Raw genomic sequence first — 20612 nt, forward strand, 5'->3', positions numbered from 1 at the left:
AACCTTGCCGTGATGAGCTAGTCTGTGATGCGCAAACGGCCGCATGCGCGTATGATTCGCGACCCTTCGGCGATCCCTTCGCCAAAGTACCCAGATTTCAGACCACACCGGGAGGTGCCCAGATGAGTATCAAAGACCAGCAAGACGACCAGCCAATCGGCCCAGCAGGCGAAAAACTGCAGAAAGTCCTCGCCCGTATCGGCGTCGGCTCGCGCCGTGACGTGGAAGCCTGGATCAGCCACGGCCGCATCAAGGTCAACGGCAAAGACGCTACCCTTGGCCAGCGCGTCGACATGCACGACGCCATCACCATTGATGGCAAGGTGATCAAGCGTGAAGAGGCCGCCGAATCGGTGCGCCGCGTGATCATGTACAACAAACCCGACGGCGAAATCTGCACCCGTGTCGATCCGGAAGGCCGCCCGACCGTGTTCGACAAGATGCCGCGTCCGAAAGAAGGTCGCTGGATCAACATCGGTCGCCTGGACATCAACACCACCGGTCTGCTGATGTTCACCACCGACGGTGAGCTGGCCAACCGCCTGATGCACCCTTCCTACGAAATGGACCGTGAATACGCGGTACGTGTGCGTGGCGAAGTCGATGACGAGATGATCGAGCGTCTGAAGGCGGGCGTTGTCCTTGAAGATGGCCCGGCCAAGTTCACCGATATCAAGCAGGCGCCAGGCGGTGAAGGTTTCAACCACTGGTACCACTGCGTGGTGATGGAAGGTCGTAACCGCGAAGTTCGTCGCCTGTGGGAATCCCAGGGCCTGGTGGTCAGCCGTCTGAAGCGCGTGCGTTTCGGTCCGGTGTTCCTCAACTCCGACTTGCCGATGGGCCGCTGGCGCGAAATGAGCCAGTACGAAGTCGACATTCTGAGTGCCGAGGTCGGCCTGACGCCGGTCGCGATGCCGCAGATGAACGCCAAGAGCAAAGACAAGCTTGACCGTATGCAGCGCAAGTCGTCGCGGCCGATGGCCAAGACCGAGCGTGTGCGTACCCTGCGTCCAGCCACTGCCGCCCCCGCCGCGCCACGTGCCAGCCGCGAGCCGCAGATCGAAGGCGAGCGTCCAGGGCGCAAGCCTGCTGCGCGCCCGGACGGCGAACGCGGTCCACGCACGCCACGTCCGGCCAATGGCCGTACCGAGCGTGGCGAAGGTCGTGGTACGCCGGTAGCCGATCGCCCCGCCGACACCAAGCGCCCGGCCAAGCCGGCGCCGAAGCGTCCGGGGATCAAGCTGGTCGACGGTGACACGCCATCGGGCAAGCGCCGTGGCGCACCGGCCGGTTCCGGCCAGCGTCCGGGCTTTGGTCGTCGTAAGCCGGAGTGAGGCAGCGGTAAGCTTCAAGCGACAAGTTAAAAACGCCAACCTTCGGGTTGGCGTTTTTTTTCGTCTGGATTCATGTCCGTATCGTTTTTGAGTACGCCATCGCGAGCAAGCTCGCTCCCACATTTTGATCGCGATTCTCCGAGCAAACTCATTTCCCTGTGGGAGCGAGCTTGCTCGCGATGGCGTCAGTCGCCGCACTGAGCACTCCAATATGGAAACCCGGGTTTACGCGCTGTAAAGAAATGCTGACGAAATACACGGATTAACCCCGTGAAATCGCCATTTCTCGAATGTCGTAAGAAAATACTTACGCGCTATTGCCTTGTGGCCTTCTCCCCGCGCTCTAGCCCGCTTGTTTCACCGCTCCATGCAGGGTGTCATGCGCGCCATGCCTGTCGTGCAGGTGCATAACAAAAAGGAGGCGCAATGAACGCCGTATTCCATTTCCATCTCTCTGCGAGGGGCGGTTTTCCTGCCTTTCCCGTCGATGATCCGCAAGGATCTGACCCATTTTTTGCAGCCGCCCGGGCCTCCCGGGGCGGACACAGGCAATCCCGGCCATAGACACGCTTGTCCAGCGGGTCTGGCAGCAGGGGGTTACAGGTGTACAATGCGCCGCGTTTTACCTGTGACCTCCTGCGCATTTGCGCAACCCTCAAGGCTATCCGCCTTGTTCACTCCGCCGCGTCACGAGCGTGTCGGGTTCGATTTCGTCACAGATAAAAACAAACAGGTGACGCATGACCGTTGTAAATACGCTGAACTCCTGGTGCCTGCGCTGGGGTTTGATCGGTGCCGCTTAACGCCTTTCTTGAGCAGCAACGTCTACTGAACATCATCAAACCTTGCGTGAGACCCTTTTCATGAGTGGACAAAACCCGCAATCAGGCGAGCTGAAACGCGGCCTGAAAAATCGCCACATTCAATTGATTGCCTTAGGTGGCGCGATCGGTACCGGTCTGTTCCTCGGCTCGGCCGGGGTACTCAAGTCTGCCGGCCCGTCGATGATCCTCGGCTACGCCATCTGCGGCTTCATTGCTTTCATGATCATGCGCCAACTGGGCGAAATGATCGTCGAAGATCCAGTGGCCGGCTCCTTCAGTCACTTCGCCCACAAGTACTGGGGCGGCTTTGCCGGTTTCCTGTCGGGCTGGAACTGCTGGATTCTGTACATCCTGGTGGGCATGTCGGAGCTGACCGCGGTCGGCAAGTACATCCACTACTGGGCCCCGGACATCCCGACCTGGGTCTCCGCAGCGGGCTTCTTCGTGCTGATCAACGCCATCAACCTGGCCAACGTCAAAGTGTTTGGCGAGGCCGAGTTCTGGTTTGCGATCATCAAGGTCGTGGCGATCGTCGGCATGATTGCCCTGGGCAGCTACCTGCTGGTCAGCGGCAATGGCGGCCCGCAAGCGGCGGTGAGTAACCTGTGGTCCCACGGTGGCTTCTTCCCGAACGGTGTCAGCGGTCTGGTGATGGCCATGGCTTTCATCATGTTTTCCTTCGGTGGCCTGGAAATGCTCGGCTTCACTGCTGCCGAAGCCGACAAGCCGAAAACCGTGATCCCGAAAGCGATCAACCAGGTGATCTACCGGATCCTGATTTTCTACATCGGTGCCCTGGTGATCCTGCTGTCGTTGACCCCGTGGGACAGCTTGCTGACCACCCTGAACGCCTCCGGTGATTCCTACAGCGGCAGCCCGTTCGTGCAAGTGTTCTCGATGCTGGGCAGCAACACCGCAGCACACATCCTCAACTTCGTGGTCCTGACTGCGGCGTTGTCGGTGTACAACAGCGGCACCTACTGCAACAGCCGCATGCTGCTGGGCATGGCCGAACAGGGTGATGCGCCGAAAGGCCTGGCGAAGATCGACAAGCGCGGCGTGCCGGTGCGTTCGATCCTGGCCTCGGCCGCCGTGACCCTGATCGCGGTGCTGCTGAACTACCTGATCCCGCAAAACGCGCTGGAATTGCTGATGTCGCTGGTTGTTGCCACCCTGGTGATCAACTGGGCGATGATCAGCTACTCGCACTTCAAGTTTCGCCAGCACATGAACAAGACCAAGCAGACGCCGCTGTTCAAGGCCCTGTGGTACCCGTACGGCAACTACATCTGCCTGGCGTTCGTGCTGTTCATTCTCGGTGTGATGCTGTTGATCCCGGGGATTCAGACATCGGTGTACGCGATTCCGGTATGGCTCGTGTTCATGTGGGTCTGCTACGGCATCAAGAACAAGCGCAGTGCACACCATGCGTTGCAGGCGGCAGTGAAGTAACTCCCCGCAGAAACGACAAACCCGGCCATGCGCCGGGTTTGTTGTTTTCAGGCTCACACAAATCCCCGGTGGGAGCGGGCTTGCTCGCGAATGCGGTGTGTCAGCTAAGTAAATGGTGACTGACACTCCCTCTTCGCGAGCAAGGACCGCGTCTGCCCAGTCTATTCAAGGTATCCTGCACGTTCTGAATACGGACGCTTTTCCATGCTGGTGATTTCCAACAACGTGCATCTGCCGGATGCCGAGATCGAGTTGACGGCCATTCGCGCCCAGGGTGCCGGTGGGCAGAACGTCAACAAGGTCTCCAGTGCGGTGCACCTGCGCTTCGACATTCCGGCGTCGTCCTTGCCCGAGTTCTACAAGGAGCGGCTGCTGGCGCTGCGCGACAGCCGCATCACCAGCGACGGTGTGTTGATCATCAAGGCCCAGCAGTACCGGACGCAGGAGCAGAACCGCGCCGATGCGCTGTTGCGCCTGACCGAGTTGATCCAGAGTGCCATCAAGGTCGAGAAAAAGCGCCGTCCAACCAAACCTACCCTCGGCTCGAAAACCCGTCGCCTCGAATCCAAGACCAAGCGCGGCAACATCAAGGCCGGGCGCGGCAAGGTCGACTTCTAGCGGGCGTCCCGCGCCTCGCGTTGCTTCGGTGCCTGCCGATACAGGTAAAGGCTCAGTATCAATCCGCTCAAGGCGGCGAGGGCGGCAAACAGGAAGATCGAAGCGAAACCAAAGCCCGCCGCTATGGCTCCGGCCAGCGGCCCGGTGATCCCCAGCGACAAGTCGATGAACAGCGAATAGGCGCCGACGGCTGCGCCACGGCTGGAGGCCGGCACCAGATTCACCGCTTCCACACCCAGCGCCGGAAACACCAGCGAAAAGCCGAAGCCGCTCAGCGCCGCGCCTGCTAGCGCCCAATGCGCATCCGGTGCCAGCCACAGCAACAGCAAGCCCAGGGTTTCCACCGACAGGCAGGCAATGGCAACGCGAAAGCCGCCGAGACGGTTGATCAGGTTGCCGAACAGCAAGCGCGCGCCGATGAAGCTGGCGCCAAACAGGCTCAGGCACAGCACCGCGTTGTCCCAGTGTTGCGTGGCGTAATACAGGGTGATGAAAGTGGCGATGGTGCCAAAGCCGATGGAGCCCAGGGCCAGGCCGCAGCCGTGGGGAAAGACACGCCCCAGCACATGCATGAACGGCAGGCGCTCACCGGCAACGATCGGTGCGGCGGTTTTCGGCCAGGCCAGCAGCAGGCCGAGCACGGCCAGCAGCACAATACTCACGCCCATGCTCCACAAACCCAGTTGATGGACGATCAACACACCCAAGGGCGCGCCGACGGCCAGTGCGCCGTAGCTGGCGATCCCGTTCCAGGAAATGACCTTGGCCGTGTTCGCCGCGCCGACCCGGCCGATGCCCCAGCCAATCGAGCCCGAGCCCACCAGGCTTTCCGCGCTGCCGAGAACCAGGCGGCCGATCAACAGGCTGATCAGGCTCAATGTCGGCAGGCTTTGGGTCCAGGCCGAGATCAACATGAACACGCCGCTCAGGCCGCAACCGGCCAGGCCATACATCACCGCCAGTTTGCTGCCCTTGTTGTCGATGATCTTCCCGGCATAGGGGCGGCTGAGCAGGGTGGCCAGGTATTGCACGCTGATCACCAGGCCCGCGACCACCGCGCCGAAGCCCAGGTCGCTGTGGACGTAACCAGGCAATACGGCCAGGGGGATGCCGATGTTCAGGTAGCCGATGAAGGTGAAAAGGACGATGGAAACGACTTGCAGCGTGACCGCCAAGGGGCGCTGGTTTTCAGGCATGGGTAAAGGGTCCACGGTAAAGCAGGATAGATAGGCTGCTTATGATAGCGGTGTGGACGGTCGTTGGTTGTGAAAAAGTAAAACTATTTGCCGGGCGGCGTCATTCAGCTTTGACGGGAGCAACCAGTTGCGTAGTGACCAGGGCGGCCAGCGCATTTTCCTGGGTGCCGAAGCGGGCGAGCAGGGCGGCTTGTTTCTCGGGGGTGAGGCGATTCCAGATCTCGATCATTTTCTCGGCGGTGCCGATCAGGACGCTGGCCTGCTTTTCATCAAAGGTTTCGCTGAGTTCATCGGTCATGGTGCGGGCTCGCGTTTCAGGCAGTGTGGAAAGCGCATGTTAGCGCTTTCCACACGGTCTGTACGGCGGGTGTTTCAGTCTTCGCTGTCAGCCTGGCGGCGGTCAGTGGCTTCTTTCGGCTCGGGCTGTTGGGCACCGGCTTGTTGCGTGGTCGTCTGCTCAGGTTCGTGCAGGCTTGGGAAGGGGAGATTAGGAATCTCGTGCATGGTTGCGCTCCTCGCTAAGTCTGTTGATAGATCTGGTAGATCCGCGCTTTGAAAAAGCCTGGGCAGGATACAGCACTGAAAATGACAAACAGACTTTTATATCCATTTGTTTCGACGGATGGGATTGTCTATACAGGTCGGTAACAGCGACGCAGAGCAAATGTGGGAGCGAGCTTGCTCGCGATAGCGGCCTGGCAGTCAACAGAGATGTTGAATGTTATGGCCTCATCGCGAGCAAGCTCGCTCCCACAGGGTTTGGTGGTGTTATTTGCAGACTTTGGCGATTGCTTCGGCCAGCAGATCCAGGCGTGTGGCATCGATGCCTGCGACGTTGGCCCGGCCGGAGTTGACCATGTACACGCTGTGGTGCTCGCGCAGTTGCTTGACCTGATCCGGCGTCAAACCGGTGTAGGAAAACATCCCGCGTTGCACGCCAATGTGCGCAAAGCGCTCGCGCAAACCGTGAGGCTCCAGTGCTTCCACCAGACCGCTGCGCAGTTGGGCGATACGCAGGCGCATGCCTTCCACTTCGTCAGCCCAGAGGTTTTTCAACTCCGGGTCGCCAAGGATGGTCGCGACCACCGCCGCACCGTGATCCGGCGGCGTCGACCACAGGTTGCGGGCGATGTTGGCCAGCTGGCTGCGGATATCGGTGAGCTTGTCGGCGCTTTTCGCGCAGACAATCAGCGCGCCGGTGCGATCGCGGTACAGGCCGAAATTCTTCGAGCAAGAGCTGGTGATCAGCAGTTCCGGCAACTCGGCGGCGAACAGCCGGGTCGACCAGGCATCCTGCTCCAGGCCATCGCCGAAGCCCTGGTAGGCAAAGTCGATCAGTGGCAGCAGCTCGCGACGGCGTACCACGTCCAGCACCCGGTGCCAGTCGTCGTGGGACAGATCGAAACCGGTGGGGTTGTGGCAGCAGGCGTGCAGCAATACCACGTCACCCTTGGGCGCTTCGTTGAGCACTGCCAGCATGCCGTCGACATCCAGACGGTTGTCACTGCCGACGTAGGGGTAATGGCTGACCTTGACCTTGGCGGCCGCGAAAATGCTTTCGTGGATCGGCCAGGTCGGGTTGCTCAACCAGACGCCGCGCCCCGGCAGGCACTGGGCGATGAAGTCAGCACTCAGGCGCAAGGCCCCGGTGCCGCCCGGAGTCTGGGTGGCGCCGGCGCGTTGTGTGCTGATCAGCTTCGAGTCGGCGCCCAGCACCAGCTCATTGATCGCCTTGCCGAACGCCGGTTCGCCGTGACCACCGATGTAAGTCTTGGTGGACTGGCCGTCCACCAGGCGCTGCTCGGCAAGTTTCACCGACTGGAGAATCGGCGTCAGGCCCTGGGCGTCCTTGTAGACACCCACGCCCAGATCGAATTTGCGCGGGTTCGGGTCCTGCGCGTAGGCCTCCATCAGGCCCAGAATCGGGTCGCCGGGCACTCGGCCGATGGCGTCGAAGTGCATTACTTGCGCCCCTCAGCGTCCTTCGCTACTTCGTCAGTGCGAGCGGCCATGATGAAGTCGTTGCGGTGCAGGCCCTTGATCGAGTGGCTCCACCAGGTCACGGTCACTTTGCCCCACTCGGTCAGCAGGCCCGGGTGATGGCCTTCAGCCTCGGAGATTTCGCCAACGGCGTTGGTGAACGCCAGGGCGTGCTTGAAGTTCTTGAACAGGAAGACCTTTTCCAGCTGCATGATGCTGTCGCGAACTTCGATGTTCCAGTCCGGGATCTGCTTGATCAGGATCGGCAGTTCTTCGTCGCTGACTTGTGGGGCGTCGGCGCGGCAGGCTTCGCAATGGGCTTGGTTCAGAGTGGACATGGTGTGTTTCCTGTAATCGAGTGTTTTTTATATCGGTCGACAGTGCCGTCACGCTAAACCAAAGCGACGGTGACTGACAGACTCACTTGTCAGCAAAAGTCGCGGTTCACGCAGCTTTTGGTTTTGGCGGAAATTTCGGCGTGTGCAGACCCATCTGCATCGCTTGCTTGACCATGCCCATGATGTCTTCGTGGGCCAGGTCGAACAGGCGCTTGAGGTTCGGCAGAGCGAAATACAGGGGTTGCAGGATGTCGATGCGGTACGGCGTGCGCATGCATTCCAGCGGGTCGAAGGCTTGGTGTTCAGGCTCGTTCGACAGGCAGTAGACGGTCTCTTTCGGTGAGGACAGGATGCCGCCGCCGTAGATGCGCTGGCCTTGCGGGGTATCGACCAGGCCGAACTCGATGGTCATCCAGTACAGGCGCGCCAGGTACACGCGTTCTTCCTTGGACGCCTTGAGGCCGAGCTTGCCGTAGGTGTGGGTGAATTCGGCGAACCAGGGGTTGGTCAGCAGCGGGCAGTGACCGAAGATCTCGTGGAAAATGTCCGGCTCTTGCAGGTAGTCCAGTTCTTCGCGGGTACGAATAAAGGTCGCCACCGGAAACTGTTTGCTGGCCAGCAATTCGAAAAAGGTCTGGAAGGGGATCAGTGCGGGAACCCGGGCAACCTGCCAGCCGGTGGTTTCACCGAGGACTTTGTTGATTTCACCGAGTTGAGGAATGCGGTCGTGGGGCAGACCGAGTTTTTCGATACCGTCCAGGTACTCCTGGCACGCACGCCCTTCGATCACTTTCAGTTGGCGAGTGATCAGCGTGTTCCACACCGCGTGTTCTTCGGCGGGGTAGTCGATAAAACCTTGCGCATCGGGCTCGCGAGCCACGTATTGCGTCTGCTTCATACTGCTCTCCTGCTAGGGGATTTCGTTCTTGTTATGTACTGCTATGGACCTAGAAATACCCCAAGGATTGCGGCAGTGCAGCAGGTGATCGGCGCATCGGGTAGGAAAAATCCCCAAGAATCGTAAAATTTTCGTTACGGATTGGTTGCTGTCGCGCAGGTTGTGGGATTTGCAGGTTTGAAAAGCGCGTTGAGTGTCACATAATCTTGACGACTATCTGAGCGCCTCGAAAGAAAAATGCGATCGAGCGCCCACCGCGCGATCGAGCGCCCACCGCAATACCCCCCTGTGGGAGCGAGCTTGCTCGCGATAGCGGTAGACCAGCCAACATAGATGTTGAATGTGAATCTGCTATCGCGAGCAAGCTCGCTCCCACAGGGATTGCGTTGATACCAACTTTATTCACCGCATTGCATTTCAGGCCTTTTATATGCGTATCAAAGTCCACTGCCAGAACCGCATCGGCATCCTGCGCGACATTCTCAACCTGCTGGTGGAGTACGGGATCAACGTGGCCCGCGGCGAGGTGGGGGGTGAGCATGGCAACGCCATCTACCTGCATTGCCCGAACCTGATCAACATTCAGTTCCAGGCCTTGCGTCCGAAATTCGAAGCGATTGCCGGGGTCTTCGGTGTCAAGCGTGTAGGGCTGATGCCCAGCGAGCGTCGGCACATGGAACTCAATGCCCTGCTCGGTGCGCTGGAGTTTCCGGTGCTGTCGATCGACATGGGCGGTTCCATCGTAGCGGCCAACCGGGCAGCAGCGCAGTTGCTGGGGGTGCGGGTCGACGAGGTGCCGGGTATTCCCCTGTCGCGTTACGCCGAAGACTTCGATTTGCCGGAACTGGTGCGCGCCAACAAATCGCGAATCAACGGGCTGCGGGTCAAGGTCAAGGGTGACGTGTTCCTGGCCGACATCGCGCCCTTGCAGTCGGAGCACGACGACAGCGAGGCCATGGCCGGTGCTGTGCTGACGCTGCACCGCGCCGACCGGGTGGGTGAGCGCATCTATAACGTGCGCAAGCAGGAGTTGCGTGGCTTCGACAGCATCTTCCAGAGTTCGAAAGTGATGGCCGCGGTGGTGCGCGAAGCGCGGCGCATGGCACCGCTGGATGCTCCGCTATTGATAGAAGGCGAAACCGGCACCGGCAAAGAGTTGTTGGCGCGAGCCTGCCACCTGGCCAGTCCGCGTGGACAGTCGCCGTTGATGGCGCTCAATTGCGCCGGGCTGCCGGAGTCCATGGCCGAGACGGAATTGTTCGGTTATGGCCCCGGTGCCTTTGAAGGGGCGCGGGCCGAAGGCAAGCTCGGGCTGTTGGAACTGACGGCGGGCGGTACGCTGTTTCTCGATGGCGTCGGGGAAATGAGTCCGCGCTTGCAGGTGAAACTGCTGCGCTTTTTGCAAGACGGCTGCTTCCGTCGTGTGGGCAGCGACGAGGAGGTCTATCTCGACGTGCGAGTGATCTGCGCGACCCAGGTCGACCTGTCCGAATTGTGCGCGCGCGGCGAGTTCCGCCAGGACCTCTATCACCGCTTGAATGTGTTGTCGCTGCACATCCCTCCACTGCGCGAATGCCTCGACGGTTTGACGCCGCTGGTGGAGCACTTCCTCGATCAGGCCAGCCGGCAGATCGGATGCCCATTGCCCAAACTCGCTCCGGCGGCCATGGAGCGGCTCAGTCATTACCATTGGCCGGGTAACGTGCGGCAACTGGAGAACGTGCTGTTCCAGGCGGTTTCCCTGTGCGACGGTGGCACGGTCAAGGCCGAGCATATTCGCCTGCCGGATTATGGCGTGCGTCAGCCCCTTGGCGATTTTTCGCTGGAGGGTGGGCTGGACGAGATTGTCGGGCGTTTCGAGAAGGCGGTGCTGGAACGGCTGTATTCCGAGCATCCGAGCAGTCGGCAACTGGGCAAGCGGTTGGGGGTTTCGCATACGACCATTGCCAACAAGTTGCGCGATTATGAGGTGGGCAAGGACAGCAGCACTTGAGATCAAAAGATCGCAGCCTGCGGCAGCTCCTACAAAGATCGATGTAGGAGCTGCCGCAGGCTGCGATCTTTTGATCCATTGCCGCGAAGCGGCATGACACCGCCGGTTTTTCGTCTTTGACACAATTCAAGAATCCTCTCTGATCTCCTCAAAGTCCCCTGTTTGCCGGGCCTCGCGCCGCCAAAAACAAGTTGGTCTGCAAATTGCTTATGGCTCAGCAACACAGCAGTGGGCGGCAAACGTCCGGCAGGCAGAGGAAAGAGTGTGGACAAGTACCTTTATGTGGCTATGACCGGCGCCAGCCAGAATGCACTGGCGCAAAAGGCGCATGCCAACAACCTCGCGAACATCTCCACCAACGGCTTCCAGAAAGACCTGGAGCAGGCCCGTTCGATGCCGGTGTTCGGTGACAGCTTTCCGGCGCGTGCGTTTGCCATGTCCGAACGCCCGGCCACGGATTTCTCCCCGGGCTCACTGGTGGAAACCGGCCGCGACCTCGACGTGGCCGTGCAAGGCGGCGGCTGGATTGCCGTACAGAATCCCGATGGCGGTGAAAGCTACGTGCGCACCGGTAGTCTCAATGTTGACGCCCTGGGCGTGCTGCGTGCCGGCAACGGCATGCCGGTCATGGGCAATGGCGGGCCGATTGCCGTGCCGCCGGAGCAGCAGATCGAAGTCGGCGAAGACGGCACCATCAGCATCCGCGCGATGGGCGAAGGTCCGCGGGTGATGGCTGAAGTGGACCGCATCAAGCTGGTCAACCCGGACCTGAAGAACATGACCAAGGGCCTGGATGGTTCGATCCACACCAAGGACGGCCAGCCGGCGCAGGCCGATGCCGGCGTCAAGCTGGTGTCCGGGTTCCTCGAGTCGAGCAACGTCAATGCCGTGGAAGAGATGACCTCGGTACTGGCCTTGTCCAAGCAGTTCGAGCTGCACATCAAGATGATGAACACCGCCAAAGACGATGACCAGGCCATGGCTCGGGTCTTGCAGATCAGCTAATCACCAGAACGTCGCGCCGTAAAACAGGCGCACGAGGAGAATCGAATGCTTCCGGCTCTATGGGTTGCCAAAACAGGCCTGTCCGCCCAGGACACCAACCTGACCACCATTTCCAACAACCTGGCGAACGTGTCGACCACGGGTTTCAAACGTGACCGCGCCGAGTTCCAGGACCTGCTCTACCAGATCAAGCGTCAGCCAGGCGCTCAGTCGACCCAGGACAGCGAACTGCCGTCGGGCCTGCAACTGGGTACCGGTGTGCGCATCGTCGGCACCCAGAAGAACTTCACCGCCGGCAGCCTGCAAACCACCGAGCAGCCACTGGACATGGCCATCGACGGTCGCGGTTTCTTCCAGATCCTGCAACCGGACGGCACCACGTCCTACACCCGTGACGGTACCTTCCACCTGGACTCCAACGGCCAGATCGTCAACGCCAGCGGCTTTGCCCTGGAGCCGGCGATTGTCATTCCGAACGACGCGCAGACCTTCACCGTCGGCCGCGACGGCACCGTGTCCATCACCGTTGCCGGCAACCCGGCTGCCCAGGTGATCGGCAACCTGCAGACCGCCGACTTCATCAACCCGGCCGGCCTGCAGGCAGTGGGCAACAACCTGTTCCTGGAAACCGCCGCCAGTGGCGCGCCGCAAGTCGGCACACCGGGCCTGAACGGTTTCGGCACCACGCTGCAGAACACCCTGGAAACGTCCAACGTCAGCACCGTTGAGGAGATGGTCAACATGATCACCACCCAGCGTGCCTACGAGATGAACTCCAAGGTGATCTCCACCGCCGACCAGATGCTCTCGTTCGTAACGCAGAATCTGTAATCAAGTCTATGGGGCGGCCATGAGGCTGCCTGCAACACCGTGAGGTAGGGTCATGAATCGCTATGTATCTGTTCTGGCACTGAGTGGGATCACCGCGCTCGCTGGCTGCGTCCCTTCGACGCCCAAGCCCAATGACCCTTACTACGCTCCGGTGTTGCCACGCACGCCGTTGCCGGCGGCCGCGAACAACGGCTCGATCTATCAGGCCGGTTTCGAACAGAACCTCTACAGCGACCGCAAGGCGTTCCGGGTCGGTGACATCATCACCATCACCCTGAACGAAAGGACCCAGGCCAGCAAAAACGCCAACTCGCAAATCGGCAAGAACAGCAAGGCCAACATCGGCTTGAGTTCGCTGTTCGGCAGCAGCGCCACCACCAACAACCCGTTCGGCGATGGCGACCTGAGCCTGAGTGCCAGCTACGAAGGTGACCGCGCGACCAAGGGCGACAGCAAGGCGGCGCAGGGCAACACCCTGACCGGTTCGATCACCGTGACCGTTGCCGATGTCTTGCCCAACGGCATCATCGCAGTGCGCGGCGAGAAATGGATGACGCTCAACACCGGCGATGAGCTGGTGCGGATCGCCGGCCTGGTTCGCGCCGATGACATCTCGACCGACAACACCGTGTCGTCGACCCGTGTCGCCGATGCACGCATCACCTACTCGGGCACCGGCTCGTTTGCCGATGCGAGTCAGCCAGGCTGGTTCGACCGTTTCTTCCTCAGCCCGCTGTTCCCTTTCTAGGTGGCTTTCCAGTTGAGCATGTTGAACTTCAAACACCTTATGGTGGCCGCCCTGATGCTGTCGGCAGCCTTCAATGCTCAAGCCGAGCGCCTGAAGGACATCGCCAGCATTTCCGGCGTGCGTTCCAACCAGTTGATCGGCTACGGCCTGGTGGTCGGGCTTAACGGCACCGGCGACCAGACGACGCAGACCCCGTTCACCCTGCAGACCTTCAACAACATGCTCTCGCAGTTCGGCATCAAGGTGCCGCCGGGTTCGGGCAACGTGCAATTGAAGAACGTGGCGGCCGTGTCGATCAGCGCCGACCTGCCGGCGTTCGCCAAGCCGGGTCAGCAGGTCGACATCACTGTTTCGTCCATCGGCAACTCCAAGAGCTTGCGCGGTGGCACCTTGCTGCTGACGCCGCTCAAGGGGATCGACGGCAACGTCTATGCGGTGGCCCAGGGCAACCTGGTGGTCGGCGGTTTCGATGCGGAAGGGCGCGACGGCTCGAAGATCACCGTCAACGTTCCATCGGCTGGGCGCATCCCCGGTGGTGCCTCGGTGGAGCGCGCGGTGCCGAGCGGTTTCAACCAGGGCAACAGCCTGACGCTGAACCTCAACCGTTCCGACTTCACCACGGCCAAGCGCATCGTCGACAAGATCAACAACATGCTCGGCCCTGGCGTGGCCCAGGCCATCGACGGCGGATCGGTTCGCGTCACCGCGCCGCTCGATCCAAGCCAGCGGGTCGACTACCTGTCGATCCTGGAAAACCTCGAGATCGATCCGGGCCAGGCGGTGGCGAAAGTCATCATCAACTCCCGTACCGGCACCATCGTGATCGGCCAGAACGTCAAGGTTTCCCCGGCCGCCGTGACCCACGGCAGCCTGACCGTGACCATCACCGAAGACCCGATCGTCAGCCAGCCCGGCCCTCTGTCCAATGGTACGACGGCGGTGGTGCCGCGTTCGAAGGTCAATGCCCAGCAGGAAGCCAAGCCGATGTTCAAGTTCGGCCCTGGCACCACCCTCGACGAGATCGTGCGGGCGGTGAACCAGGTCGGCGCGGCACCGGGTGACCTGATGGCCATCCTCGAAGCGCTGAAGCAGGCCGGCGCCCTACAAGCCGACCTGATCGTGATCTGAGGACGGCCATCGTGGATATGCGCAAGAGCGGTCTGGTCAGCAGCAGCGATTCGGGTTCCTACTCGGACCTCAATCGTCTGAATCAGCTCAAGGTCGGCGACAAGAACAGCGACGGCAACCTGCGCAAGGTGGCGCAGGAGTTTGAGTCGCTGTTCCTCGGGGAAATGCTCAAGTCCATGCGTTCGGCCACCGAAGCGCTGGGCCAGGACAATCCGATGAACACCCCGGCGGCCAAGCAATATCAGGAAATGTACGACCAGCAACTGGCCGTTTCCATGTCCCGCGAGGGCGGTGGTATCGGCCTGGCTGATGTGCTGATGCGCCAGATGTCGAAGGACAAACCGCTGGCGCCGGGTGAAGCCGCCGCAGCGTCTCTGGCCAGGCAAGAGGCCGCGAAAGCCGCCGTGCAAACGCCGGTGGCAGCCGGCACGACGGCAATCAACGGACCGCTGTCGCGGGTCAATGGCCAGCGTCCGTTGTGGGCTTCGCGCTCGGTCCACGCCCCTCAAGAGGCGGGTGAGGGTGGTCATCGCAATGACATGGCGCTGATCAATCAGCGACGCCTGGCATTGCTGCCGAAGCTGGCTGATCGTCTGTTGGCCGGGCTGGTGCCTTCGGCGACGCCCGCTGCCACGACGATCAACAAGACACCGTTGCCTGAGCGCGCGACAAGCACCGGCACGGGACCGCTGTACAACGGCGACTGGCTGGCGACTGCGCAGCAATCCTCCTCGGGCGGCATGCAGATCTACGGTCGCGCCATGGCGCAGATTCCGTTGGCGCCCCCGAAGAAAGCCTTCAGTTCCGCCGACCAGTTCGTCAACACCATGTTGCCGATGGCCAAGGAGGCGGCGGCGCGGATTGGTGTCGATCCGCGTTACCTGGTGGCCCAGGCGGCGCTGGAAACCGGTTGGGGTAAATCGGTCATGTGCCAGCAGGATGGCAGCAGCAGCCACAACCTGTTCGGCATCAAGGCCGGCAACAGTTGGCAGGGGAATTCGGCGCGGGCGATCACCAGCGAATTCCGGAACGGGCAGATGGTCAAGGAGACGGCCGAGTTCCGTTCCTACGACTCCTACAAGGACAGTTTCCATGACCTTGTGACTTTGCTGCAGACCAATAATCGCTATCAAGATGTCGTGAAGTCGGCCGATAACCCGGAACAGTTTGTACGCGAGTTGCAGAAGGCCGGTTACGCAACCGACCCGGACTACGCGAGCAAGATTTCGCAGATAGCCAAGCAGATGACGAGTTACCAGAACTACGCTGCGGCGGGCGTTTCCACTACGCCTTTATAGGCACAAGGAATAAGGTCTGAACCATGAGTTTGCTCAATATCGGGATGTCGGGGCTCTCTGCTAGCCACGCTTCGCTGGTGACTACCGGTAACAACATTTCCAACGTCGATACCGTCGGGTACTCGCGCCAACAAACTGTACAGGGCACCAAAGGCTCTATTCAGTACGGCAATGTGTTCATCGGCACCGGCACGACGCTGGCCGATGTGCGTCGGGTGTACAACAGCTACCTCGATGCACAGTTGCAGACCACCACCTCGCTCAACGGTGATGCGCAAGCTTATCTGGGGCAGGCCACTCAGGTGGACAAACTGCTGTCCGACAGTGGCACCGGCATCACCAAGACACTGCAGTCCTTCTTCTCGTCGTTGCAGACGCTGTCCGCGAACTCCAACGACAACGCTGCACGCCAGGCGCTGTTGACCAATGCCCAGGGTTTGAGCAGCCGCTTCAATGCCATGTCCCAGCAGTTGACGCAGCAGAACACCTACATCAACGATCAGTTGGGTTCGATGGCCGAACAGGTCAACAAGCTGGCGTCGACTGTCGCGGCGTACAACAAGAGAATCAGTGAAGTCAGCAGTTCGAGTGGCACGCCCAACGAACTGCTGGACCAGCGCAACGAAACCATTCGCCAGCTCAACGAGCTGGTCGGCACTCAGGTCACCGAAACCGAAGGCCGACTGGATGTCTACCTGGGTAGCGGCCAGCCGTTGGTTGTAGGCGACACGGTCAATAAATTGCGTATGGCGGCAGACCCGACCGACCCGACCCGTTCCTCGATCATCATGGATCGTGGCAGTTCGTCGATCGACATCACGGGTGTGATGAGCGGCGGCCAGATGGGTGGACTGTTGCGCTATCGCTCTGAAGTGCTGACGCCGGCGGTCAATAGCCTGGGCCGCATCGCCATGGTTGTGGCGGATCAGGTCAACAAGCAGTTGGGTCAGGGCCTGGACCAGAACGGCAACTTCGGCGCCGCACTGTTCAACAACATCAACAGCGCGGCGGCCATCAGTCAGCGCAGCATCGCCAATGCGAACAACGACCCGGCCTCCGGCAACCTGAACGTCACCATCAAGGACACCAGCAAGCTGCAGGCCAGTGACTATCAGGTGACCATCACGGCCACGGGCTACAACGTGCGTCGCTTGTCGGATAACACCGACATGGGCAACTTCGCTTTCGCTACACCTCCTGCTGCCGAGCCGGTCATCGATGGCTTCAGCCTGAGCCTGAACGCAGGCTCGGTCACCGCCGGCGACAGCTTCAAGATTACCCCGACGCGCAGCTCCGCCGCGGACATGACCACGGTCATGACCGACGCCAAAACCCTGGCCACGGCCGCTCCGCTAAGCTCTTCCAAGGCCTCGGGCAATGACGGTACCGGTGCTGTCAGTCAGCCGACACTGAACACTGCCCTGGATATCTACGATCCGGTCCAGCGCCTGGAAATGCAGACGGCGGTCAAGGCATCGATGCCGGTTCGCATGCTCATGACCAGCGCCACGGCCTACGAGGTGTTCGACGCCAAGGGCAACAGCGTCGGTACCGGCAACATCGTGCCAGGCCAGAACAACGACCTGAACATTGCCGTGCCTTACACCGATGCCGGTGGCAATGCCAAAACCTTCAGCGTGGGGATGACCGTCAGCGGCAGCCTGGCTTCGGGTGACAGTTTCAATATTTCCATGACCGCGGCCGGCAGCACCGACAACCGCAATGCTTCGGCCTTGCTCGGTCTGCAAACCAAGGCAACGGTGGGGGCCACTGCCACGAGCCCAGGTGTGAGTTTTACCGAGGCTTATGGTGGCCTGGTGTCGAGCGTCGGCTCCCAGACCAAGCAGGCTCAACTGGACGGCACCGCCACTGACACCATCCTGACCGGGGCGCGAAACGCCCGTGACTCGCTGTCGGGGGTCGATCTCGATGAAGAGGCCGGTAACCTGACCAAGTATCAGCAGTACTACACGGCGTCTTCGCAGATCATCAAGACTGCGCAGGAAATTTTCAGCACTCTGATCAATGCCCTTTAAGGAGCCGTAGAACATGCGCATTTCTACAGCACAGTATTACGCCACGACGGCTGCCAACTACTCTCGCAACCTCAATAACGTGATGAAGACCGCCGAGCAGGCCAGCAGCGGCGTCAAGCTTGAGACCGCAGCGGATGATCCGGTCGGCGCGGCCCGCCTTCTGCAACTTGAGCAGCAAAAAGCCATGTTGGGTCAGTACACCACCAACATCAATTCGTTGAACACGGCTCAAGCGCAAGAAGAGGGCGTGCTGGACAGCGTCAACAACGTACTGCAAAAAGTCAGCGAGTTGGCGATACGTGCCGGTGGCGGTTCGTTGAATGACGATGACCGTAAATCCATTGCCGCAGAACTCAAGCAGTCCGAAGAGCAATTGCTGAGCTTGATGAACAGCAAGGACGCCAACGGCAAGTACATCTTCTCTGGCGCCAGCAACAATACCCAGCCGTTTGTGCGCAACAGTGACGGCACCTATAGCTATCAGGGTGACCAGACTCAGTTGGAGCTGAAGATCGGTGACTCGATGTCGCTGGGCCTTAACGATACCGGCTGGGACGTTTTCCAGCAGGCGATCAACGCTGCTCGCAGCTCGACCACCATGCTCACGCCGCCCGTCGATGACGGGCGCGTCAGGCTGTCGCCAGGCCTGGTGAACTCCGGTCCGGCCTTCGATGCGAACTTTCGCGGCGGCGAGCCTTACAAGTTGCAGTTCACCAGCAGCACCCAGTTCGTGATCACCGATGCCACCGGCGCCGACAGGACCGCCGAGGCGACTGGCGGCGGGGTGTTCGACCCGGATGCCAAGGGCGGCTCCGACATCAACTTCCGCGGCGTGACGTTCAAGCTGGACATCACCCCCCAGGCTGGCGATAACGCCACCAACATCAATGGCTTCATCGCCACTCACAGTTTTGAGTTGTCGGCCAAGCCGGACAGCTTCGTCAGCAACCGTGCCCCGAGCAACGTATCGACGGTTGTCGTGAGCAATGCAGCGGTGAGCAATGCCGCTGATTACAACAGCTTTTTCCCCGAAGGCGGGGCGGTCCTGAAGTTCACCGGTCCCGGGACCTTCGACCTGTACGCCCGTCCGTTGACCAGCGGCAGCACGCCGGTAACCTCCGGGACCGTGGTGGCTGGAGTGGCGACAGCGGCCGGTGTCGACTTTACCCTGAGTGGCGGCACGCCTCCCGGCGTGCTCAATCCGGGTGATCAGTTCGATATCGCGGTCAATACGCACCAGACCCAGAACGTACTCGACACCATCAGTCAGCTGCGTTCGGCGCTCGAAGCACCGACCCAGGGCAACCCGACCGCCCAACGTTTTCTGGAGAACACGGTAGCTTCGTCCATTGCCAACCTGAACAACGGCAAGAATCAGGTCGACCTTGCGCGTGGCGCGATCGGTGCCCGGGGTAACGTGATGGACATGCAGACGGACCAGAACTCCAGCGCCGGCCTGATCAACGAATCGACGGCTAACTCGATCAAGAACGCCGACCCGGCGGAAGTACTGACGCGTCTGACCTTGCAGCAAACCATGCTGCAGGCCGCGCAACTGGCCTTCGCCAAGGTTTCCCAGTTGAGCCTGTTCAACAAGCTTTGAGTCGGTCTTGACCGCTCGCGGCCAGCCCCTGTTAAAGGGGGCTGGTTTTTTTTTGCATTTTTTCAGGGGCATGCGAGGCCGGGCAGGGCGGGATCTGGACCACAAAATCAAATAAAGCAGCGATGCCTGAGTGACCTGTCAGTCAAAACGCGCATCTTCACTGTATCCTGTCTGCGGGCGGTGAAGGTGGCGGGCTGTTCAAGGTGTTTTTCTTGAGCCCCGATGTTGCCTCCTCTGGGGCCAGGCCCTGACTGTAGACGCCCTCGATTCAGCGAGCGGCGATGTTCAGCTGTTTATTATTGGGAAGCCATAATGATTGGCATAAAAAATATAGCGAGTTACGTGCCGGCAGCCGGGATTGATAATTACGCCCAGGGTGCAAAGTTCGACAAGGACGAAACCTTTATCCTTGGCAAAATCGGTTCTGCGTTTTTGCCGCGCATGGATGCCGATCAGGAAACGTCCGATTTGTGTGTCGAAGCAGCCAATGCGCTGTTCGCCGCCAGTCCAGAACTCAAGCGTGAATCCATTGACTGCTTGATCGTCGTCACCCAGAACGGTGATGAAGAAGGGCTGCCGCACACCGCCGCCATCGTTCAGGACAAGCTGGGCTTGCCGACCCATGTCGCCGCTTTCGATATTTCCCTCGGTTGTTCCGGTTACGTGTACGGCATCTATGCGATCAAAGGCTTCATGGAAGCGGCAGGGCTGAAAAATGGCCTGCTGATCACCGCCGATCCTTATTCGAAGATCGTTGACCCGGAAGACCGCAACACCACGATGCTGTTCGGCGATGCTGCTACCGCCACCTGGATGGGCGAAAACGCTGTCTGGCAGCTCGGCAAGTCGAAGTTCGGCACTGACGGTTCCGGTGCGCCGCATCTGAAAGTCTCTGATGGTGTGTTCTTCATGAATGGTCGTCAGGTGTTCAACTTTGCCTTGTTGAAAGTCCCGGCGCACCTGCATGAGCTGCTGGATGAGTCCAATCTGCAAGCGCAGGATATCGATGCCTTCTGCATTCACCAGGGCAGTGCGGCCATCGTCGACGCCGTGGCACGCCGCTTTGAAGAAGGTGATCCGGAGAAGTTCGTCAAGGACATGCTCGAAACCGGTAATACCGTCTCGTCGAGTATTCCGCTGCTGTTGCAGAACCACGTGTTCGATTCCAAGTGGACCCGTGTGGCCATCAGCGGCTTCGGTGTAGGCCTGTCGTGGGGCTCGGCGATTCTTTATCGCGGCTGATCGACTCAACCGTTGCTGCAAAAAAAAACGCCTGGAAACGTAAGTTTTCGGGCGTTTTGCGTTTTTCTGGCGTCAGGTTTCTGGCTTT

Annotated in this window: 18 protein-coding genes; 12 read left to right on the forward strand and 6 right to left on the reverse strand. The window is 60.3% G+C overall.

Annotation, left to right across the window (positions count from 1 at the left end):
• The first annotated feature begins 122 nt into the window (after window positions 1–122).
• The 3 genes from rluB (at window position 123) to arfB (ending at window position 4228) form a co-directional block, all read left to right on the forward strand.
• Complete coding sequence (rluB, locus tag PMI26_RS13405; protein WP_007975303.1) at window positions 123–1334, forward strand: 23S rRNA pseudouridine(2605) synthase RluB; 1212 nt, start codon at window positions 123–125, stop codon at window positions 1332–1334.
• Between the two features lie 863 nt (window positions 1335–2197).
• Complete coding sequence (locus PMI26_RS13400; RefSeq protein WP_007975304.1) at window positions 2198–3610, forward strand: amino acid permease; 1413 nt, start codon at window positions 2198–2200, stop codon at window positions 3608–3610.
• 204 nt (window positions 3611–3814) lie between these two features.
• Window positions 3815–4228: an alternative ribosome rescue aminoacyl-tRNA hydrolase ArfB gene (gene arfB, locus PMI26_RS13395; protein WP_007975305.1), complete on the forward strand. Its 414-nt coding sequence runs from the start codon at window positions 3815–3817 to the stop codon at window positions 4226–4228.
• Here arfB and PMI26_RS13390 read toward each other — a convergent pair.
• The 6 genes from PMI26_RS13390 to phhA form a co-directional block, all read right to left on the reverse strand.
• On the reverse strand, window positions 4225–5424 hold the full coding sequence (locus tag PMI26_RS13390) for an MFS transporter (RefSeq protein WP_007975306.1): 1200 nt from the start codon (window positions 5422–5424) through the stop codon (window positions 4225–4227). The two genes, arfB and PMI26_RS13390, sit on opposite strands and share 4 nt — an antisense overlap.
• A gap of 100 nt (window positions 5425–5524) precedes the next feature.
• The gene (locus tag PMI26_RS13385) at window positions 5525–5722 is read right to left on the reverse strand and encodes a hypothetical protein (protein WP_007975307.1); all 198 of its coding nucleotides are present in this window, start codon (window positions 5720–5722) and stop codon (window positions 5525–5527) included.
• 74 nt (window positions 5723–5796) lie between these two features.
• Entirely contained in the window at window positions 5797–5928 is a 132-nt protein-coding gene (locus tag PMI26_RS32115; RefSeq protein WP_007975308.1) for a hypothetical protein, read from the reverse strand.
• Window positions 5929–6192: 264 nt separating this feature from the next.
• A complete protein-coding gene (locus tag PMI26_RS13380) occupies window positions 6193–7386 on the reverse strand; it encodes an amino acid aminotransferase (protein WP_007975309.1) in 1194 nt (397 codons plus the stop codon).
• Window positions 7386–7742 carry a 4a-hydroxytetrahydrobiopterin dehydratase gene (locus tag PMI26_RS13375; protein WP_007975310.1) on the reverse strand — a complete coding sequence of 119 codons (357 nt, stop codon included), beginning with the start codon at window positions 7740–7742 and terminating at the stop codon, window positions 7386–7388. Before PMI26_RS13375 ends, PMI26_RS13380 begins: the two co-directional genes overlap by 1 nt.
• A 106-nt stretch (window positions 7743–7848) precedes the next feature.
• On the reverse strand, window positions 7849–8640 hold the full coding sequence (phhA, locus tag PMI26_RS13370) for a phenylalanine 4-monooxygenase (RefSeq protein WP_007975312.1): 792 nt from the start codon (window positions 8638–8640) through the stop codon (window positions 7849–7851).
• A gap of 430 nt (window positions 8641–9070) precedes the next feature.
• Between phhA and PMI26_RS13365 the strand changes: the two genes are divergently transcribed.
• The 9 genes from PMI26_RS13365 (at window position 9071) to PMI26_RS13325 (ending at window position 20524) form a co-directional block, all read left to right on the forward strand.
• Complete coding sequence (locus tag PMI26_RS13365; protein WP_007975313.1) at window positions 9071–10633, forward strand: sigma-54-dependent phenylalanine hydroxylase transcriptional regulator PhhR; 1563 nt, start codon at window positions 9071–9073, stop codon at window positions 10631–10633.
• 264 nt (window positions 10634–10897) lie between these two features.
• Window positions 10898–11638 carry a flagellar basal body rod protein FlgF gene (locus PMI26_RS13360; protein ID WP_007975314.1) on the forward strand — a complete coding sequence of 247 codons (741 nt, stop codon included), beginning with the start codon at window positions 10898–10900 and terminating at the stop codon, window positions 11636–11638.
• Between the two features lie 45 nt (window positions 11639–11683).
• Window positions 11684–12469 (forward strand): flagellar basal-body rod protein FlgG, encoded by a 786-nt coding sequence (gene flgG, locus PMI26_RS13355; protein WP_007975316.1) that lies wholly within the window; start codon window positions 11684–11686, stop codon window positions 12467–12469.
• 52 nt (window positions 12470–12521) lie between these two features.
• On the forward strand, window positions 12522–13217 hold the full coding sequence (gene flgH, locus PMI26_RS13350) for a flagellar basal body L-ring protein FlgH (protein WP_007975317.1): 696 nt from the start codon (window positions 12522–12524) through the stop codon (window positions 13215–13217).
• An 18-nt stretch (window positions 13218–13235) separates the two neighbouring features.
• Window positions 13236–14345, forward strand: coding sequence for a flagellar basal body P-ring protein FlgI (locus PMI26_RS13345; protein ID WP_007975318.1), 1110 nt, complete (start codon window positions 13236–13238; stop codon window positions 14343–14345).
• Between the two features lie 11 nt (window positions 14346–14356).
• On the forward strand, window positions 14357–15643 hold the full coding sequence (gene flgJ / locus PMI26_RS13340) for a flagellar assembly peptidoglycan hydrolase FlgJ (RefSeq protein ID WP_007975319.1): 1287 nt from the start codon (window positions 14357–14359) through the stop codon (window positions 15641–15643).
• A 23-nt stretch (window positions 15644–15666) separates the two neighbouring features.
• The gene (flgK, locus tag PMI26_RS13335) at window positions 15667–17679 is read left to right on the forward strand and encodes a flagellar hook-associated protein FlgK (protein ID WP_007975320.1); all 2013 of its coding nucleotides are present in this window, start codon (window positions 15667–15669) and stop codon (window positions 17677–17679) included.
• Window positions 17680–17692: 13 nt separating this feature from the next.
• Window positions 17693–19282, forward strand: a complete 1590-nt coding sequence (locus tag PMI26_RS13330) for a flagellar hook-associated protein 3 (protein WP_007975322.1) — start codon at window positions 17693–17695, stop codon at window positions 19280–19282.
• Between the two features lie 312 nt (window positions 19283–19594).
• Window positions 19595–20524, forward strand: a complete 930-nt coding sequence (locus tag PMI26_RS13325; protein ID WP_007975323.1) for a ketoacyl-ACP synthase III — start codon at window positions 19595–19597, stop codon at window positions 20522–20524.
• Window positions 20525–20612: the final 88 nt, after the last annotated feature.

The sequence above is a fragment of the Pseudomonas sp. GM33 genome (genome assembly GCF_000282295.1).
In the GTDB taxonomy this organism is placed as follows: Bacteria; Pseudomonadota; Gammaproteobacteria; order Pseudomonadales; family Pseudomonadaceae; genus Aquipseudomonas; species Aquipseudomonas laurylsulfatiphila.

What these genes read in the sequence shown, in the direction of transcription:
- flgG (WP_007975316.1), top strand. Translation starts at nt 11,684, where the DNA reads ATGCTTCCGGCTCTATGGGTTGCCAAAACAGGCCTGTCCGCCCAGGAC.
- PMI26_RS13375 (WP_007975310.1), bottom strand. Translation starts at nt 7,742, where the DNA reads ATGTCCACTCTGAACCAAGCCCATTGCGAAGCCTGCCGCGCCGACGCC.
- flgK (WP_007975320.1), top strand. Translation starts at nt 15,667, where the DNA reads ATGAGTTTGCTCAATATCGGGATGTCGGGGCTCTCTGCTAGCCACGCT.
- arfB (WP_007975305.1), top strand. Translation starts at nt 3,815, where the DNA reads ATGCTGGTGATTTCCAACAACGTGCATCTGCCGGATGCCGAGATCGAG.
- PMI26_RS13400 (WP_007975304.1), top strand. Translation starts at nt 2,198, where the DNA reads ATGAGTGGACAAAACCCGCAATCAGGCGAGCTGAAACGCGGCCTGAAA.
- PMI26_RS13390 (WP_007975306.1), bottom strand. Translation starts at nt 5,424, where the DNA reads ATGCCTGAAAACCAGCGCCCCTTGGCGGTCACGCTGCAAGTCGTTTCC.
- PMI26_RS13345 (WP_007975318.1), top strand. Translation starts at nt 13,236, where the DNA reads ATGTTGAACTTCAAACACCTTATGGTGGCCGCCCTGATGCTGTCGGCA.
- flgH (WP_007975317.1), top strand. Translation starts at nt 12,522, where the DNA reads ATGAATCGCTATGTATCTGTTCTGGCACTGAGTGGGATCACCGCGCTC.
- PMI26_RS32115 (WP_007975308.1), bottom strand. Translation starts at nt 5,928, where the DNA reads ATGCACGAGATTCCTAATCTCCCCTTCCCAAGCCTGCACGAACCTGAG.
- PMI26_RS13385 (WP_007975307.1), bottom strand. Translation starts at nt 5,722, where the DNA reads ATGACCGATGAACTCAGCGAAACCTTTGATGAAAAGCAGGCCAGCGTC.
- PMI26_RS13325 (WP_007975323.1), top strand. Translation starts at nt 19,595, where the DNA reads ATGATTGGCATAAAAAATATAGCGAGTTACGTGCCGGCAGCCGGGATT.
- PMI26_RS13380 (WP_007975309.1), bottom strand. Translation starts at nt 7,386, where the DNA reads ATGCACTTCGACGCCATCGGCCGAGTGCCCGGCGACCCGATTCTGGGC.
- rluB (WP_007975303.1), top strand. Translation starts at nt 123, where the DNA reads ATGAGTATCAAAGACCAGCAAGACGACCAGCCAATCGGCCCAGCAGGC.
- PMI26_RS13330 (WP_007975322.1), top strand. Translation starts at nt 17,693, where the DNA reads ATGCGCATTTCTACAGCACAGTATTACGCCACGACGGCTGCCAACTAC.
- phhA (WP_007975312.1), bottom strand. Translation starts at nt 8,640, where the DNA reads ATGAAGCAGACGCAATACGTGGCTCGCGAGCCCGATGCGCAAGGTTTT.
- PMI26_RS13365 (WP_007975313.1), top strand. Translation starts at nt 9,071, where the DNA reads ATGCGTATCAAAGTCCACTGCCAGAACCGCATCGGCATCCTGCGCGAC.